This window comes from Ferrovum sp. PN-J185 (genome assembly GCF_001581925.1).
GTDB lineage: Bacteria > Pseudomonadota > Gammaproteobacteria > Burkholderiales > Ferrovaceae > PN-J185.
The window spans coordinates 114,001-131,716 of record NZ_LQZA01000004.1; the positions used below are offsets into that span (position 1 = coordinate 114,001).

Annotated in this window: 21 protein-coding genes; 11 read left to right on the top strand and 10 right to left on the bottom strand. The window is 41.1% G+C overall.

Annotation, left to right across the window (positions count from 1 at the left end):
- The first annotated feature begins 2 nt into the window (after nt 1–2).
- Nucleotides 3–986: an NAD(P)H-dependent glycerol-3-phosphate dehydrogenase gene (locus FV185_RS08240; RefSeq protein WP_067496293.1), complete on the top strand. Its 984-nt coding sequence runs from the start codon at nt 3–5 to the stop codon at nt 984–986.
- Here FV185_RS08240 and trmL read toward each other — a convergent pair.
- Nucleotides 983–1,450 carry a tRNA (uridine(34)/cytosine(34)/5-carboxymethylaminomethyluridine(34)-2'-O)-methyltransferase TrmL gene (gene trmL, locus FV185_RS08245; RefSeq protein WP_067496296.1) on the bottom strand — a complete coding sequence of 156 codons (468 nt, stop codon included), beginning with the start codon at nt 1,448–1,450 and terminating at the stop codon, nt 983–985. The two genes, FV185_RS08240 and trmL, sit on opposite strands and share 4 nt — an antisense overlap.
- A 176-nt stretch (nt 1,451–1,626) precedes the next feature.
- On the opposite strand from trmL, the gene bioB reads away from it, so the two are divergent.
- Complete coding sequence (bioB, locus tag FV185_RS08250) at nt 1,627–2,601, top strand: biotin synthase BioB (protein ID WP_067496411.1); 975 nt, start codon at nt 1,627–1,629, stop codon at nt 2,599–2,601.
- Nucleotides 2,602–3,441 (top strand): methyltransferase domain-containing protein, encoded by an 840-nt coding sequence (locus FV185_RS08255; protein WP_067496299.1) that lies wholly within the window; start codon nt 2,602–2,604, stop codon nt 3,439–3,441. It begins immediately after the preceding gene.
- A gap of 6 nt (nt 3,442–3,447) precedes the next feature.
- Here the strand turns inward: FV185_RS08255 and ppa are convergent, their stop codons facing one another.
- Nucleotides 3,448–3,975, bottom strand: coding sequence for an inorganic diphosphatase (gene ppa / locus FV185_RS08260; RefSeq protein ID WP_067496302.1), 528 nt, complete (start codon nt 3,973–3,975; stop codon nt 3,448–3,450).
- A 108-nt stretch (nt 3,976–4,083) separates the two neighbouring features.
- Between ppa and FV185_RS08265 the strand changes: the two genes are divergently transcribed.
- From FV185_RS08265 to FV185_RS08285, 5 genes are all read left to right on the top strand, one after another.
- Complete coding sequence (locus FV185_RS08265) at nt 4,084–5,310, top strand: D-amino acid dehydrogenase (RefSeq protein WP_067496305.1); 1,227 nt, start codon at nt 4,084–4,086, stop codon at nt 5,308–5,310.
- Nucleotides 5,311–5,393: 83 nt separating this feature from the next.
- A complete protein-coding gene (locus FV185_RS08270; RefSeq protein WP_067496308.1) occupies nt 5,394–5,801 on the top strand; it encodes a GlcG/HbpS family heme-binding protein in 408 nt (135 codons plus the stop codon).
- Nucleotides 5,802–6,881: an elongation factor P maturation arginine rhamnosyltransferase EarP gene (earP, locus tag FV185_RS08275; protein ID WP_067496312.1), complete on the top strand. Its 1,080-nt coding sequence runs from the start codon at nt 5,802–5,804 to the stop codon at nt 6,879–6,881. It begins immediately after the preceding gene.
- 38 nt (nt 6,882–6,919) lie between these two features.
- Complete coding sequence (gene efp / locus FV185_RS08280) at nt 6,920–7,480, top strand: elongation factor P (RefSeq protein ID WP_067496315.1); 561 nt, start codon at nt 6,920–6,922, stop codon at nt 7,478–7,480.
- Between the two features lie 11 nt (nt 7,481–7,491).
- Nucleotides 7,492–8,589 (top strand): alpha/beta hydrolase-fold protein, encoded by a 1,098-nt coding sequence (locus tag FV185_RS08285; protein ID WP_067496317.1) that lies wholly within the window; start codon nt 7,492–7,494, stop codon nt 8,587–8,589.
- 69 nt (nt 8,590–8,658) lie between these two features.
- Here the strand turns inward: FV185_RS08285 and pntB are convergent, their stop codons facing one another.
- The 4 genes from pntB to FV185_RS08305 all read right to left on the bottom strand — a co-directional run bounded on the left by pntB (nt 8,659) and on the right by FV185_RS08305 (nt 12,516).
- Nucleotides 8,659–10,047 carry a Re/Si-specific NAD(P)(+) transhydrogenase subunit beta gene (pntB, locus tag FV185_RS08290; protein ID WP_067496320.1) on the bottom strand — a complete coding sequence of 463 codons (1,389 nt, stop codon included), beginning with the start codon at nt 10,045–10,047 and terminating at the stop codon, nt 8,659–8,661.
- 10 nt (nt 10,048–10,057) lie between these two features.
- Nucleotides 10,058–11,623, bottom strand: a complete 1,566-nt coding sequence (locus FV185_RS08295; RefSeq protein WP_067496414.1) for a Re/Si-specific NAD(P)(+) transhydrogenase subunit alpha — start codon at nt 11,621–11,623, stop codon at nt 10,058–10,060.
- 123 nt (nt 11,624–11,746) lie between these two features.
- Nucleotides 11,747–12,268, bottom strand: a complete 522-nt coding sequence (gene ampD / locus FV185_RS08300) for a 1,6-anhydro-N-acetylmuramyl-L-alanine amidase AmpD (protein WP_197457846.1) — start codon at nt 12,266–12,268, stop codon at nt 11,747–11,749.
- Nucleotides 12,269–12,279: 11 nt separating this feature from the next.
- A complete protein-coding gene (locus FV185_RS08305; RefSeq protein WP_067496326.1) occupies nt 12,280–12,516 on the bottom strand; it encodes a PP0621 family protein in 237 nt (78 codons plus the stop codon).
- A gap of 100 nt (nt 12,517–12,616) precedes the next feature.
- Between FV185_RS08305 and FV185_RS08310 the strand changes: the two genes are divergently transcribed.
- Nucleotides 12,617–13,513, top strand: a complete 897-nt coding sequence (locus FV185_RS08310; protein WP_067496329.1) for a DMT family transporter — start codon at nt 12,617–12,619, stop codon at nt 13,511–13,513.
- Nucleotides 13,514–13,536: 23 nt separating this feature from the next.
- Here the strand turns inward: FV185_RS08310 and FV185_RS08315 are convergent, their stop codons facing one another.
- The 4 genes from FV185_RS08315 to ispB are packed head-to-tail and all read right to left on the bottom strand — an operon-like array spanning nt 13,537 to nt 16,829.
- Complete coding sequence (locus FV185_RS08315; RefSeq protein WP_067496332.1) at nt 13,537–13,929, bottom strand: diacylglycerol kinase; 393 nt, start codon at nt 13,927–13,929, stop codon at nt 13,537–13,539.
- Nucleotides 13,904–14,956: a glycosyltransferase family 4 protein gene (locus FV185_RS08320; RefSeq protein WP_067496335.1), complete on the bottom strand. Its 1,053-nt coding sequence runs from the start codon at nt 14,954–14,956 to the stop codon at nt 13,904–13,906. The genes FV185_RS08315 and FV185_RS08320 overlap by 26 nt, the downstream gene beginning before the upstream one ends.
- A complete protein-coding gene (locus FV185_RS08325) occupies nt 14,953–15,801 on the bottom strand; it encodes a UDP-2,3-diacylglucosamine diphosphatase (protein ID WP_067496338.1) in 849 nt (282 codons plus the stop codon). The genes FV185_RS08320 and FV185_RS08325 overlap by 4 nt, the downstream gene beginning before the upstream one ends.
- A 59-nt stretch (nt 15,802–15,860) precedes the next feature.
- On the bottom strand, nt 15,861–16,829 hold the full coding sequence (gene ispB / locus FV185_RS08330) for an octaprenyl diphosphate synthase (RefSeq protein WP_156474222.1): 969 nt from the start codon (nt 16,827–16,829) through the stop codon (nt 15,861–15,863).
- A gap of 260 nt (nt 16,830–17,089) precedes the next feature.
- On the opposite strand from ispB, the gene rplU reads away from it, so the two are divergent.
- Nucleotides 17,090–17,404 carry a 50S ribosomal protein L21 gene (gene rplU, locus FV185_RS08335; protein ID WP_067496341.1) on the top strand — a complete coding sequence of 105 codons (315 nt, stop codon included), beginning with the start codon at nt 17,090–17,092 and terminating at the stop codon, nt 17,402–17,404.
- Nucleotides 17,405–17,417: 13 nt separating this feature from the next.
- Nucleotides 17,418–17,687 (top strand): 50S ribosomal protein L27, encoded by a 270-nt coding sequence (rpmA, locus tag FV185_RS08340; protein ID WP_067496344.1) that lies wholly within the window; start codon nt 17,418–17,420, stop codon nt 17,685–17,687.
- The last annotated feature ends 29 nt before the right edge of the window (nt 17,688–17,716 follow it).

The following is a 17,716-nucleotide window of genomic DNA, read 5'->3' on the forward strand; positions in this document are numbered from 1 at the left end:
CCGTGAACATATCTGTTTTAGGTCATGGGGCATGGGGAAGCGCATTAGCGATCCACTTGTCCCAACAGCATCAAGTGACTCTATGGGGTAGAGACAGCAATGCTATTCAAAACATGAGGGAGTCTCATGTCAATGAAACCTACCTCCCAGGCATCACTCTTCCCACAGCACTGAAGCTAAGCGATGATCTTTTAAACACGATTAATGAGACTGACTTAATACTTGTCGCTACACCAATTGCAGCGTTGAGATCTGTTTTAACAACCTTACAACCTCTTATTCATAATCCAGTATTGTGGGCTTGCAAAGGATTTGAACCTAAAACAGGTTTATTAGCACATCAGATTGCGGCAGAAATATTAGGAGAAAAATATCCTTGCGCCGTTATCTCCGGTCCAAGCTTTGCTCAAGAGCTCGCAAAAGGCTTACCTACTGCCGTGACCCTGGCATCAAATGATATTGAATTAACACAACACCTGATGCAAGCGCTTCACCACCCACGCTTACGTCTATATGGCAGCCAAGATGTAATTGGTGTTGAAATTGCTGGAGCCATGAAAAATATCATGGCTATCGCTGCAGGATTAAGTGATGGCTTGTCATTAGGTCATAATGCCCGAGCTGCATTAATTACCCGTGGTCTTGCCGAAATGAGTCGTCTTGGTGTTGCTATGGGTGGTAAAAGTGAAACCTTTATGGGACTCTCAGGTCTTGGCGACTTGGTTTTAACTGCTACTGGTCCTCTATCGCGCAATTACCGGGTAGGTAAATTTTTAGCAGAGGGACAACATTTAGAGGTTATCTTAAAACAACTAGGACACGTCGCAGAAGGGGTAGGCGCTGCATTCGAAGTAGTTAATCTAGCCAACACTTACCATGTTGATTTACCCATTAGCCGAATGGTGGAAGCGTTACTACATAGACAAATCACTGCCCACCAAGCCTTAGAGTCATTACTTAATAGAGAGCCTAAGTTAGAAATCTAATTTTGCGCGCCACTAAAACCAATTTGACGCCAAGCTTCGTAAACAATTACTGCTGCTGCATTGGATAAATTTAAACTACGGCTATCAGGCACCATTGGTAAGCGAATTCTCATATTAGGCTCAAATTCATCAAGAATCGTTTGTGGTAGCCCCCTGGTTTCAGGTCCCATTAAAAACCCATCACCACTAACAAATTGATGTCGATGCATTTGTCCGCTACCTTTGGTTGTTAATGCAAAAATATGTTGTTGTGGATGGGTTTTTCGATAATGTTGCCAATCATCATAGAGAGATAAACTCGCAAACTCATGATAATCTAATCCTGCGCGCCTTAATTGTTTGTCATCTAATTGAAAACCTAATGGTTTAATAAGATGTAATTTGGTGCCCGTATTCGCACATAAACGGATTATATTTCCTGTATTAGGTGGAATTTCAGGTTGATATAAAATGAGATCAAACATGACGATAACTGTAGACTATTAGAAAAAGAGACCCATTAAAACATTATTTTTTACTGCAATACAACCCGTTTCTATACTGACACCAAAAATGTTAATAACATGGACAAATTGATCAATATTTGACAATATGTGTGAAGTTTTTGCCAAAAGAGTTGAATATGACACAGTTAGTTGATATGCCTTTATCCTCCACCAAGTCCGTAACCAGTGAACACAAAGTTCCAAGTCGTGTTGATATTGAAGCGTTATTTAACCTACCCTTTAATGATTTGTTGTTTAAGGCGCATACTGTTCATCGTCAACATTTTGACGCCAATGGAATACAATTGTCCACTTTGTTGTCAGTTAAAACCGGCGGCTGCCCAGAAGACTGCGGTTACTGTCCCCAATCAATCCGACATCCAACACAAGTTGCAAATTCTTCTTTGTTAAGTATTGAAGAGGTACGCTTGGCTGCACAACGCGCTAAAGAGGCAGGAGCAAGCCGTTTTTGTATGGGTGCTGCATGGCGCTCACCCAAGGATAAGGACCTTGATCAAGTTATTGATATGATCATTGAAGTTCAACAATTAGGTCTTGAAACCTGTGCAACTCTTGGTATGTTAAAGCCTCACCAAGCTGAAAAATTAAAAAATGCTGGGCTTGATTACTACAATCATAATATAGACAGCGCCCCCGAGTTTTATGAGGAAATCATCAAGACTCGTGATTACCAAGATAGAATCGATACTCTTCAAGCAGTCAGACAAGCGGGTATGCATGTATGTTGTGGCGGGATCGTTGGGATGGGCGAAACGCGAGCTATGCGCGCTGGTCTACTTCATGAATTAGCCAGTATGTCTCCTCAACCCGAATCTGTACCGATTAATTTACTTGTACAAGTTGAGGGTACCCCTTTACATGGCACAGAAGAATTAGATCCCTTTGAGTTTATTAGAACCATTGCCGTTGCTAGAATTCTAATGCCAAAATCAAGAGTTCGATTATCTGCAGGTCGAGAACAATTAAGCGATGCCCATCAAGCCTTATGTTTTTTTGCTGGTGCTAATTCGATTTTTTATGGTGAAAAACTATTAACTACCGGTAACCCTGATGTTAAAAAAGATCAAGATCTCTTTATACGCTTAGGGTTACATGCAGAAAACGCTTAAATGATGATGGGGAAACCCACTTATTTGAATCAAGAGAAACAACTTGTCGAAGCTCAGCATGATCTTAGCTGGAGTCAGGATATTGCTGGGCGTTTAATTGAACATTTTGATTTTATTAATATCTCGCCTCACTTAATCGTCAATCTAGGCAGTGGACCTGGATGGGGCAATTCAGAACTAATGGGTCGCTTCCCTCATGCCTCATTACTGAATGTTGATATATCCTGGCAGATGCTTTCATCTATCTCTGGTAAAAAAAGATCTTTTTGGCAACAAATTACAAAAAAAAATAAGTTTCATTTTCTTTGTTCCGACGCGCAGCAATTAGCTATAAAATCAAATAGTATTGACGTGGTTATCTGCCATTTGTTACTCCCAGTAGTAGATGGCAACACAGTATTACAAGAAGTGAAACGTATACTCAAACCCAATGGGTTATTTATTTTTTCTAGTTTTGGGCCTGATACATTAAAAGAAATACCTAACCAAATTAAACATCAACGGTTTTTAAAGCAATTGATTGATATGCATGATGTGGGAGATGCGCTAATTCATCACGGTTTTCAACATCCTGTTATGGATCGAGAAAATCTTTCTCTAACCTTTACTAATCATCAATTATTGATTGATGATTTCTATACTTATCTTGGTTATGCTCAATCAAGACTTAAGTTATTAAAACGATCCACTCCTTGGATGATTGAGCTCGGGAAACTTCCTCAAGGTGTAAACGGAGATATCCAAATTACACTTGAACTAAATTATGGACATGCATGGAAGAAAGATTTACCTAAAACACCTGACGGGAGACCTGTCATTCCTATCCAGGTCTCCACATGATTTGGTTTATTTATTATAGTTTTTAACACCTGCCAAGATTTCTGCCTTAGCTACTTCAGGCCCTTCCCAGCCATCAACTTTAACCCATTTACCTGCCTCAAGATCTTTATAATGCTCAAAGAAATGAGCGATTTGCTTTAAGGTTAACGGTGGTAAATCCTCTGGTTGTTGAATTGCATCATAGAGATTACATAACTTGGTTACTGGTACGGCGAGTAACTTGGCATCTACTCCAGCCTCATCAGTCATTTTTAATACCCCAATAGGGCGACAACGAACGACTACTCCAGTAATCAATGGAATAGGCGTAATAACAAGTACGTCAACAGGATCGCCATCTTCTGATAATGTTTGTGGAATATAACCATAGTTACATGGATAGTGCATTGCAGTCGACATAAAACGATCTACAAACATTGCACCCGTTTCTTTATCCAACTCATATTTGATAGGACTACCATTCATTGGAATTTCAATAATGACGTTAACATTATTTGGTACATCTTTACCTGCTGGCACACGATCTAAAATCATGGTCGTTCTCCACCCTTAAAAAAACATCTATTATAACGGACCCAGAAATTTTGGTGTTTGCTACAATTAATCTCTGAACTCTCAACCTAACCCATTGTCTTTAAAAATATGAGTGACCCCTCTTCAATTATTGTTGTTGGCGCCGGTGTAGTTGGCGTTCATACTGCATGGTATCTACAAAAAAACGGTTTTCAGGTAACACTCATTGATCAAAACAGTGAAGCCGCACTTGAGACCTCTTTTGCCAATGGTTCTCAATTGTCTTATGGCCATGTAGAGCCTTGGGCATCAAAAGAGACTTACCCACATATCCTGAAAGCTCTCTTTGATGAAACCTCGCCGATACTTTTTCGCTTAAGATTGGATCTTAAACAATGGGCTTGGGTTATGTCTTTCTTGCGCCAGGGTACTACAGAGCGTTATCAATATAATTTAAAACGATTACTGTCTCTGGCCATGCGATCACGTTCTGCACATATTAATTTAGAACAATCCTTACAGATAAATTTTGCACAACAGAATAAAGGGATAATTCATCTATATTCTTCCAATGAAGCTTATCAACGTGGCTTACACCATGCTCATGTAGTAAATGATTTAGGGTATGAACGCTACCCCATAGATCTTAATGCTCTAAATATTATCGAGCCGACCTTACAATTTAGTCCGCTGTCTTTTAGTGGCGCAACCTATTGCCCAAATGATTCATCAGGCGATGCCAAAGTATGGACACAGGCTCTCTGCCAACACTTTATGTCTCTAGGTGGACACTTTTTAAACAACGCTTCAGTCTCCTCTCTTTGGTATAGCAATCAACGTTGTCAAGGAGTGATACTTAATAATCAACAACAATTACCTGCTCGGCGTATCGTATTATGTACTGGGGTGATGACCCAGCAGTTAATTAAACCACTGGGTATATCAGTCTCTATTTATCCTGTAAAAGGCTATTCAATTACATTACCTATCATAGATAAATCAGTTATTCCTCAAGTAAGCCTTACTGATGACCAAGGTAAAATTGTGATGTCGCGTTTAGGTGATTATTTACGTGTTGCAGGTACGGCAGAATTTATTGGCTGGGATCATTCATTGAATCAACAACGCGTTAGCGCTCTGGTTAAACGGACCAAGCAATTTTTCCCAACTGGCTTGGATTTTAATGAAATTAATCCATGGACGGGGCTTCGTCCCGTCACCCCCTCTGGCTATCCCTATATAGGCGCCTCGCCTATAACAGGTCTTTACTTTAATACTGGCCATGGAACGCTTGGCTGGACACTGAGTGCCGGCAGTGCTGAACTATTAGTAGAGCAAATTCTACAAGAGACATAATAGAGTTGGTTTATTAACTCGCACTATACGCTAAAAGCTAAAAATGATTGTGCTAAACTAATTATTTTTGAAAGGATTGTCCCATGCAAAGTCGTTTTAGCCTTGAACTCAATGATGCAAAGCGTATCGCCGAAGCTGCACGTAAAACAGCTGAATCGAATGAGTGGAACGTGGTCATCTCAATTCTTGATGAAGGCGGTCATCTGATTTATCTTGAACGTATGGACGGAACCCAAAAGGGATCTATTGTTGTTTCTCAAGAAAAAGCGAAAACAGCCTATTTATTTAATCGACCAACGAAAAAATTAGAAGAAGCGGTGAGTGGTGGGCGTACTGTCATGTTAAAACTCACGGGTTCAACCCCTATAGAAGGTGGTCTACCTTTAGTGTACCAAAACCAATTAATCGGTGCGATTGGCATATCTGGAGTGCAATCGTTCCAAGACGGCATCATTGCTCAAGCAGGCGCGGATTTTGTTGCTCAACTATAAATGAGCGAGGAGTCTCCACACTGGCATGTATTTTGTCGGGTTATCGATAACTTTGGCGATGCTGGTGTGGCGCTGCGTTTTTGTAGGCAACTCTCTCTTCGTCAACACCAACGAGTGACACTATTTATCGATGATACCTCTCTTATTTTCAGTTTAATGGATAAAAGAGATCGGCAATTATTCGAAGTCAAACAGTGGCCCATCTCTCCATCAACAGTTTTACCTGCAGCGCGAATTATAAGCTTGTTTGGTTGCACGCTCCCCAAGGAATATAGTGAACTTGCCAAGGCGACTCATCCATTACCACAATGGGTTAATGTTGAGCATTTAAGCGCGGAAAGTTGGATTGAATCCTTTCATTTAAAACCCTCACCCCATCCTCCTTTAGTGGAGTATTTTTTCTATCCTGGATTTACCACAACAAGCGGTGGGCTGATTCAAGAAGATAAGTGTGACTTAACTGTTAGAGGTAGAAATACCATTCTCCCTCATGATGACGCATCAGCTATTTTTAAAATATTTATCTTTTGCTATCACAGCGCACCGCTAATCAGTTTTATAACAAGTTTGCATACATTAGGTATTGTCTGCCAAATCATTGTGCCTGAAGACTTACCACTCAGCGTAGAACTTAAAAATTGGCAACAACATCATCCATACTCTACCCTAAGGTTTCTTTGGCTACCCCGTCTTGTACAAACTGAGTTTGATGACTACTTAATGACAGCGGATTTACTATTTGTACGTGGTGAGGATACTTGGGCCAGAGCTCAATTAATGGGAAAACCCTTGATATGGCAAATTTATCCGCAAGAGGAAGATGCACATTGGCCTAAATTAGAGGCGTTTCTAACGCGTTATTGTGAACATTTGAAGGCAACTGACGCCATAAGGAGTATGGTTTCATTTCATACAAAATGGAATAAAGGACTGACAATTACTCAAAAAGACTGTCAAGATTTGTTAGATAACTATTTGATTCTCAAAGAACATGCTCAAATTTGGCAAGATAGTTTATTGGTTCAAACAAGCCTAATTGACCAACTTGTCCAGTTTTTAGAAAAAAACAATAAAAATTGAGTATAATATTGGGCTTAATTCATCCTTTGAGATCCATTATGAAACAAGCTCAAGAATTACGTTCCGGAAACGTTATCATGGTTGGCAAAGACCCCATGGTCATTCAGAAAACAGAATACAATAAAGGTGGTCGTAGTGCTGCTGTTGTTAAAATGAAATTGAAAAATCTACTCACAGGTGCTGCCAGTGAAGTAGTGTACAAAGCTGATGACAAATTAGACCAAGTAATCTTAGAGCACAAAGAAGTTACTTATTCCTATTTTGCTGACCCCTCATATGTATTCATGGATGCTGAATACAATCAATTTGAAGTGGACCAAGAAAATATGGGTGAAGCGCTAAACTATCTTGAAGATGGGATGGCTTGTGAAATCACACTCTATGATGGACGTCCTATTTCTGTTCAGTTACCTAATTCATTAGTTCGTGAAATTGAGTATACAGAACCTGCCGTGCGTGGAGACACCTCTGGCAAAGTGCTAAAACCAGCCAAACTTAAAAATGGTTTTGAAATTGCAGTTCCTTTGTTTTGTGAACCTGGCGACAAAATTGAAATTGATACCACTACCGGTGAGTATCGTCGTCGCGTTAACTCCTAAGCGTTATCACTATGTTAATTACACGCCCAGACATTTTACCTGGGCGTGTTTTTTTTCTTGAACACCATTCCCAGGTTTTACATAATAACCCTCTCAATGATCCTGTAATTCGTCAGCATCCAGTTTGGGTACCACCCCGTTTTGAAGAAAAAAGCAAACAAGGTCAACGTTTTCCATTGGTTTTTGAATTGGCTGGTTTTTTAGGCACTGGTGCTGGTAGGATTGCATGGCGCGCTTTTGACGAGAATATTGTAGATAGACTTAGTCGTCTTTACCATGAACAAACCATTCCTGATCTGATTGTTGTCTTCCCAGACGCCTTTACCCGTTTAGGTGGCAATCAATACATAAATTCAAGTGCCATAGGACAATACGGAGACTTTATAAACCAAGAGCTGTTGGCTTTTGTTGATCACACTCTACCGACAATTAGAGCACCTGAGAAACGTGTCATCTATGGTAAGTCCTCTGGAGGGTACGGTGCTATCATGGCGGCCTTACTTTACCCTGCCACTTGGGGTAACGTTGGAATGCTCTCTGGCGATTGCTTTTTCGATGCTCTCTATCGTAATGACTGGCATAACACATTAACAACATTATCTAAATATGCACCCGATCAACTGATTGCTGAAAGCAGTAATGAACCCACACAAGAAATAAACCACCTACTGTCACTTGGGATTGATGATGGTCGAGTGAAGTCATTTCTTGACTATATGTGGAAAAATGAACGCCCAAACCATCATGAAAGTCATGCTTTAATGAATATTTGTATGGCAGCAACCTATGACCCAGATCCTCAGGTTAAAAATGGCTTTCGTATTCCTTTTAATGCTTACAGTGGTGAAATAATTAATCAGCGTTGGAATAACTGGTTAACTTGGGACCCTATTCATAGAGTTAAACAGCAACCTGATTTATTAAGAACACTTAAAACACTTTATCTTGATTGTGGCTGGAATGATCAATACCACATTCACTATGGTATGCGTCAGCTATCAAGGCAACTAAAAAGTGATGGGATTAACCACATCTACCGTGAATTTCCTGGCACACACTCAGGCATCGATCACCGCATTGATAAGGCTCTGGCTTTATTAACCAAATAACCTTTAACACTGAAAAATAAAAAAGCTCTTCATTTTTTGAAGAGCTTTTTTGGTTAGCAACACAAATAGTTAAGCTGGGATATGTGACAATATGGCATCCACACTCTTCTTCGCATCACCAAATAACATACGGGTATTTTCCTTGAAGAATAAGGGATTTTCTACACCAGCATAGCCTGTTGCCATACTGCGTTTAAATACCACCACGGTTTTTGCTTTCCATACTTCTAAAACAGGCATACCAGCAATAGGACTACCAGGATCCTCTTGTGCCGAAGGATTGACAATATCATTAGCTCCAACCACTAAAACTGTATCAGTCTCAGGGAAATCTTCATTAATTTCATCCATCTCAAGCACAATGTCATAAGGTACTTTAGCCTCAGCTAACAGCACATTCATGTGACCTGGCAAACGTCCAGCCACAGGGTGAATAGCAAAGCGTACAGTTACTCCCTTAGCGCGTAAGCGTTTGGTGATCTCACTAATTACGCCCTGAGCTTGAGCTACCGCCATACCATAGCCTGGAACAATAATCACTTCTTTTGCATCCATTAATGATTGAGCTGTTTCTTCAGCACTGATTGAGACGGCTTCACCTTCAACGGCAGCGGCACTGGATGTCCCACTCCCTGTCCCAAAACCACCCAATATCACACTGATGAAACTGCGGTTCATGGCACGACACATAATATAAGAAAGAATTGCACCACTACTACCAACAAGCGCACCCGTTACAATCAAAAGGTCATTGGACAACATAAAACCAGTTGCTGCAGCAGCCCAGCCTGAGTAGCTATTTAGCATAGAAACCACAACTGGCATATCTGCTCCACCGATGGCCATAACTAAATGAATACCAAGCAATAAAGCAATACCGGTCATAATCAATAGTGCAGGCAAACCGGCACTACCTTCAGAACTTAAAAAGACGCTACCCAAATAAATGGTGACAAGAATTCCGAATAAATTAAGCCAGTGACGCATAGGTAAGGTCAAAGGTTTACCAGAAATCATCCCTCTTAGTTTACCAAAGGCAATGATTGATCCTGTGAAGGTGACTGCACCAATAAACACACCAATATAAATTTCTAATTCATGAATAGTATGTTCTGCACCGACGTAGTGGGCGTTAGGATCTAAAAAGCTTGCATACCCCACCAATGTGGCGGCTAGCCCCACAAAGGAATGGAGAACAGCAACGAGCTCAGGCATCTGCGTCATTTCAACTCTTACAGCAAGCATCCAACCAACCCCTCCACCCACCACAATAGCTGGGATAAGTAGCCATTGACTGATTCCTGTACCAAGCACGGTAGCAAGGATAGCAATTGCCATTCCTGCTGCGCCATAGAAGTTACCCCGTCTTGCTGTGTCTTGGCGAGAGAGTCCACCTAAACTTAAGATAAATAAAATCGCAGAAGCGATATATGAAACAGTAATTAATCCTGGATTCATGGGTCACTCCTCAATCTTTACGAAACATGTTAAGCATGCGCTGAGTGACTCTAAAACCACCCGCAATATTAATGGTAGCGATTAGCACAGAAAATAAAGCCAATATCATTACCACGCTATCAGAACTTCCCACTTCAAGTAATGCACCAATAACAATAATTCCACTAATTGCATTAGTCACACTCATGAGCGGAGTATGTAAAGCTGGTGTGACATTCCACACCACCATATAGCCCACAAAACAAGCCAATACAAATACAGTAAAATGTGGCAAGAAAGCAGCCGGTGCATAGAGGCCGATAAGTGCAAATAAGACCACACCTACTAATAAGATGGTAGCGAGTGTTGACCCTTTCATCGGTCCTGATGATTCACCATGTTTTGGTGCTGGCGGAGGCATAGCAGCCTGAGGTTTAGCTGGTGCGATAGCAGGAATTTTTAAAGGTGGTGCAGGCCACATTAGCTGACCATCATGAACAACTGTTGCGCCACGTATTACATCATCCTCAAGATTTAATTGCACTTGCCCATCTTTATTTGGTGTTAAATCCGTTAACAAATGACGTAAGTTGGTGCCGTAGAGTTGACTTGATTGGGCTGACAAACGTGAGGGTAAGTCGGTGTAACCAATCACTGTCACCCCTTCAACATTGGCTACTTCTCCTGGCACAGTACACTCACAGTTACCACCCTGTTCTGCAGCCAAGTCAACAATCACGCTGCCTTTTTTCATGGAATAAACCATGTCTTTTGTGATGAGTTTTGGGGCAGGCTTTCCTGGAATCAAGGCAGTGGTAACAATAATGTCAACTTCTTTGGCTTGATTTGCAAACAATTCCATTTCAGCCTTGATGAACTCAGGGCTCATTTGTTTGGCATAACCACCGCTTCCTGATCCTTCTTCCTCAAAATCAAGCTCCAGGAATTCGGCCCCCATACTTTCAATTTGTTGTTTGACTTCCGGACGAGTATCAAAAGCACGAACAATAGCGCCTAATCCTCTTGCAGTACCGATAGCTGCAAGCCCTGCAACGCCGGCACCGATAACCATCACTTTTGCTGGAGGCACTTTACCTGCAGCAGTAATTTGACCAGTAAAGAAACGTCCAAAATGATTGGATGCTTCTACAATGGCGCGATAGCCCGCAATATTAGCCATGGAGCTTAAGGCATCCATTTTTTGTGCGCGCGATATGCGTGGAATGGTATCAACAGCAAGGGCGGTTACTCCTTGTTTGATAAACATTTCTAGTAACTCAGCATTTTGCGCAGGCCATACAAAACCAATGATGATAGATTTAGGGCGCGCTTTAGTGACCTCATGAACTCCACTGGTTGCATCAAATTGAGGAGCACGAACTTTGAGAATAATGTCAGCCTTTTGCCATACCGTATCACGATCCACAACCTCAACACCAACTGCACGATAAGCCTCATCATGTAGTGATGCTAATTCACCTGCACCACTTTCAATCATGACTGAATAACCAAGTTTTATAAGCTGAGACGCAGACTCAGGGGTGGCTGCAACACGCCGCTCTCCTGGGTGGATTTCCCGAGGGACTCCAATCATCATGGCCATGAACTACTCCTATTATTCGTTTTACGAGAAAATGCTTTTTACCAAAATGAGGCATTGTATCCTAGGATAACGCTTTTATACAGTGACCCATATCAAGTGAACAACTAACAAGCTGTTTTAAGAAGTTAATCTATGCCAATCAAAATACGGTCCAGGATCATCTTTTCTTCCTGGTGCTATATGTTGATGCCCCACAATATCAGTAATGGGATAGTGTTTTTTTAATAACTTTACCAATTCAACCAAACTCAGATACTGCTCTTCTGTAAAACTCCTATCAGTGGTTCCCTCAAGCTCAATACCAATAGAGTAATCATTACAATTAGACTTATCCTGCCAGACTGAGATACCAGCATGCCAAGCACGGTCATTACAGGATACATACTGTATCAGTTCTCCGCTACGGCGAATCAAAAAATGAGAGGAGACTTCCAATCCCTTCAAAGACTCATAATAAGGATGAGAGTCACAATCCAATTGGTTTAAAAATAACTTACTGATAGCTTCGCCACCAAACTCTCCAGGAGGCAAACTAATACAATGAATCACTATTAATGACACCTCTGTCTCTCGAGGACGTTGGTTGAAGTTTGGAGAAAGCACCTGCGCGGCCTCGCTCACCCAACCTTGAGGTTTCATTCTAAGAGTCATTAAGCACCTGCTTGGTCCTGTTGTTTGTGCGCTAAAGAACAATAATATCGGCCTTTAGAAGCGATGGCTTCATTGCGAACAACAAATACACCACACTTAGCACAGCGCACCATATCCTCAGTATGCTCAATGGGAGATTCCTGAGACTTCTTCAAAGTAGCCTGATGCTTTCGCCAAATAGGTAAAACATACTTTGCAGCAAAATAAATAACCGCTAACCACAAAAGCAATTTCATAATCACTGAATGCCCTTTTATTAAGAATCGACAAGTTAAAGTGTTTTAATTAACAGATTCAATGTCTTTTACAGTATTATAAGATATTTGCAACCTTACTATGTCAATTAACAGTACCAATACTCCTAGATGGCAAGGCTATCTTGCCGCATTCACAGTAGTTTGCTGTTGGACGGGCTTTAATATTGTTTCTCGTTTAGGCGGTAAAAGTGTACTTACCCCCTTTGACGTAGCTGCATTAAGATTCTTGGTATCTGGCTTATTCATGGTACCGATTTTCTTTATCTTTGGTAATCAACTTAATAAACTACAACTGTTTATTATAGGTACGGTAGGTGGCTTTGGTTATGCATTGTGCGCCTACTCAGGCTTTATGTTTGCTCCAGCCGCCCATGCAGGGATTATTATTAATGGTGGCATTCCTCTTGCAACTGCAGGGATTGCCTGGATTTTTCTGAAAGACCGACCAAAGCCTCTCTCACTCCTGGCTCTATTCTTAGCTGCCTTGGGCGTAGCAGTCATTAGTTTTCATAGTCTACAAACTCACAGTGCAGATACTCCCCATGTTATTTGGGGTGATATTTTCTTTATCCTTGCTGCGCTAGCTTGGTCGACCTTTGGTATTTTAGTAAGAATATGGAACATTCGCCCTGTTGATGCGATGAGTGGTATCGGTGTCACTTCATTATTAATTTATTTACCAATATATTTACTTTTTCTCCCCAAAGGGATCCATGAAGCAAGCTTCTCAACTATTTTGTTACAGGGCTTTTATCAAGGAATCATTGCTGCGCTGGTAGCAGGATTTTGTTATACCTTTGCCACGTTAGTGTTAGGAAGCGGTGCCGCTTCTCTCACGTTGGCTATCGTACCTGGAACTTCAGCTATTCTTGCAATACCATTTTTAAATGAGCCTATTACTTTATCTACAGGTATTGGAGTGGTGCTGGTAAGTATTGGTGCGTTATTAGGTGTGCGTGCTAAAAAACCAAAGTAGAGTAGTAAAAGTACTGTTTAATCTTAGTAAAACAAAATCAGTAACCAAATCACAGCAACATTAATCAAACTAATTAACACAGCGGCACTACCAATATCTTTTGCGCGTTTTGATAAACGATGTTTTTCTAAAGAAACTCGATCAACCGCGGCTTCTACGGCAGAATTTAACAACTCAACCAATAACACCAATAAAACGCTTCCTACCATTAGGGCATGCCCTACTCCTGATGTTTTTAAAAACAAAGAAATGGGAATGAGTAACACAGACAAAATAACCTCTTGTCGAAAAGCGCTTTCATGATGATAAGCCGCTTTTAATCCCTGAATTGAGTACCCCAAGGCATTAATGATCCGACGTATACCGGATTTACCCTTAAAGGGGCTTTCGTTAAGATGCTCTGGAGAGGGATTCATGAGTTAGATTATTAGTAATATTCTCAGGTAAAGGTTTTAAATATCCGGCAAATTGCTCGGTCGCCTTGGACCATGAAAACTGTTCTGCATGTAAACGGGCTTGCTCACGAGAAATAGTCAGAGCATCAAGACATGCCTGACGTAAATCATTGTTTAGTGCCCCCGCTCCAGATTGTCCGATTACATCCAAGGGACCAGTTACCGGGTATGCTGCCACAGGACAGCCGCAGGCCATTGCCTCTAACAAAACCAATCCAAACGTATCTGTTTTACTTGGAAAAACAAATACATCAGCAGAACCATAAACTTCAGCTAATTCTGTTTGACTTAACACACCCAAATAATTTACATCAGGGTATTTTGCTCGGATATCAGCCATAGCAGGACCATCACCCGCCACCCATTTAGAACCAGGTAAATCCAATTCCAAAAACGCCTCTACATTTTTCTCAACTGCCACTCTACCAACATATAAAAAAATCGGGGGAGCAGTGTTAAGTTTCAGCCCTTTCTCTTTCTGAAACTTAAAAATATCCAAATCTACGCCACGAGTCCACAGCACTACGTTTGCCATACCATAATGTTGGAGATCTTTAATCACAACTGGAGTAGGTGCCATCACAGCATGTGAGGGACCATGAAACCAACGTAAGAAAGCATAGGTCCATGACAAAGGAATAGCAAAACGTGCCTTTACGTATTCCGGAAAACGTGTATGGTAAGCAGTCGTAAAAGCGAGTTGACGTTTCACTGCAAATGCCCGTGCAGCTAGACCCAGAGGGCCTTCGGTAGCGATATGAAGAGCATCGGGATTAAATTCACGAATACGATCACGAACCTTGGTCCCTGGAAATAAAGATAAGCGAATATCAGGATAAGTTGGGCAGGGAATAGTATTAAATTCCTGCGGAGTCAGCATCTCCACTTGATGGCCTAATAACTCTAATTCTTTACGAGTATTTTTTAATGTTCTCACCACACCATTAACTTGCGGATCCCACGCGTCAGTCACGATCATAATTTTCATGAAACAACTCCTTCTGGAAATAGCTCTTCTTGGTGAACCGGACCTAGATTGAGCGGTGCCTCAACACGACTACGCCACTCGACAATTTTTAACTGACCATCATGGGTTTCAACTAATGCTGTTAGGGACTCTACCCAATCCCCATCATTACAATATAAGAGACCATCAATCTCCCTTACTTCGGCACGATGGATATGACCACATACTACTCCCTGACAGCCTCGACGCTTGGCTTCAGCTACCATCACCGCCTCGAAAGAAGCGATATAATTAATAGCGTTTTTAACTTGGTGTTTCAGATATTGTGACAGTGACCAATAGGGTAATCCAATACGCACTCTTACCGCATTAAACCATTGGTTAAATTTAAGAATCATGGTGTAGAGACTATCACCCAAATGCGATAACCATTTCGCATGTTGGGTAATTCCATCAAAGAGATCTCCATGAACTACCCATAATTTTCGTCCATCTCGTAGGGTATGAATAGCCTCTTCACATACTTTGATATCACCAAAAGCCAAGCCAATAAATTGACGTGCTAGCTCATCATGGTTACCAGGTACGTATACAACATGAGTCCCTTTTCTGGCTTTTCTTAATAATTTTTGTATTACATCATTGTGTGTTTGAGGCCAATACCACCCCTTTTTTAATTGCCATCCATCGATGATGTCACCAACCAAATAAATGGTTTCAGCTTCATGGGTTCTTAAAAAATCGAGTAGATAATCTGCCTGACAACCTGGGGTTCCAAGATGGGTATCTGAAATCCAGATGGTTCTGTAGTGGTGATTGATGTCTAAGTCATTGGTTTTCACGCGTCCATTAAGCCATGCGGGCATGAACGAAACGTGACATTTTTATTAAATTTTTGTGACTAAACCAATCAACAAGTGAAGAATTAGTGATTGCGTTCTACAGCAAGATGAGCAAGGCTTATCAGTGCATTTTTATATGGGCCATCTTGAAATGTGGAAATACAGTCGATTGCTAAGCTAGCCTCTCGTTCAGCGGCCTCTCTGGTATAGATCAAGGATCCTGTAGCGTTAATAATTGCCATCACTCGATCCATATGATCTGTACCACCTTCAATAACTACTGAACGTAAAAAATCACGATCTTCATTATTGGCTTTTTGCATAGCATAAATTAAAGGTAAGGTGGCTTTCCCCTCAGCTAAGTCATCTCCTAGATTTTTACCTAGCTCTTCTGTGTTACCTGAGTAATCCAGCACATCATCAATAATCTGAAAAGCATTACCCAAATAAGTACCGTATTCTTTAGCTTGCGTTTGAATGGGCTCATATTGATTGGCTATAAGCGCACCTAGCTGACCTGCCGCCGAAAACAATTGTGCAGTCTTATATTTAATTACTTGGCGATAACGCTCTTCATCCACATCCGGGTCATGACAATTCAATAATTGCAACACCTCTCCTTCGGCGATAATATTCGTTGCATTAGCTAGAATATCCATCACTGTCATCTGCCCTACCCCCACCATCATTTGAAAGGCTCTAGAGTAGAGAAAATCTCCAACTAATACACTTGCAGCATTACCAAACAACTCATTGGCTGTTTTTTTCCCACGTCGCAACTCAGATTTGTCTACCACATCATCATGAAGTAACGTTGCTGTATGGATAAATTCAATGACTGCAGCCAAAGTATGGTGGTGAGTCCCTTCATAACCGCATGCTTTTGCCATCAATACGGTGATGAGTGGTCTTAAACGCTTTCCACCACTTTGGATGATGTATTCGGCAACTTGCCTAACTAAAACCACATCAGAATAAAGCTGCTTACGAATCACATGATCCACAGCATCCATATCGGCTTGGGCTAATAATTTGATGTCATTGAATTTCATTCAGTTTTTTATTATGTGTGTTCAGAAAAATCAATAATAGGGTGACCAATACATAAGAGTCAACCTAAACTATTAGATTTAAACTATATTGCAGCTTAACGCCAGGCGTTGATTTGAAAGCTAACTATTCACAAGCCTCTTTGCACCAAAACAAGCCTAATTTGGGCTAACAAGGACAACCAATGAAGATTTTGACAAAAGGGTCTAAAACCCTCTATAATTTCGGATTCTGTTTTATTGATCTATTTTAGGAGCGTCAAATGTACGCTGTAATTAAAACCGGTGGCAAGCAATATCGCGTGCAATCTGGAGAAAAATTAAAAGTTGAGTTGCTTTCAGTGGAAGTCGGTTCAACTGTTGACCTTGACCAAGTATTATTGGTTGCTGATGGTGAAGACATTACTTTTGGTCGCCCTCTCGTGGCAGGAGCCAAAGTAACTGCTAAAGTATTGGCACATGGGCGTCATGATAAAGTAAAAATCTTTAAAATGCGTCGTCGTAAACACTATCAAAAGCATCAAGGTCACCGTCAAGGTTTCACTGAAGTGCAAATTGATAGCATCGTTAAAGGCTAAGGAGTAAAAACGCATGGCACACAAAAAAGCCGGTGGTAGTTCACGTAACGGCCGTGATTCAGAATCGAAACGATTAGGCGTTAAAGCTTACGGTGGTGAATTAGTTAGTGCAGGCAGCATTATTGTTCGCCAGCGCGGCACACGCATTCATCCCGGTGCAAATGTCGGCATGGGAAAAGACCATACTTTATTTGCTAAGGTTGAAGGCCGTGTTGTGTTTCGCACCAAGGGTCCACTCAAGGACAAATTTGCTTTAATCGAACCCGTCGCAGCTAGTGCTTAAGGGCTGAGATAAACTATTTAGGAAAGCCC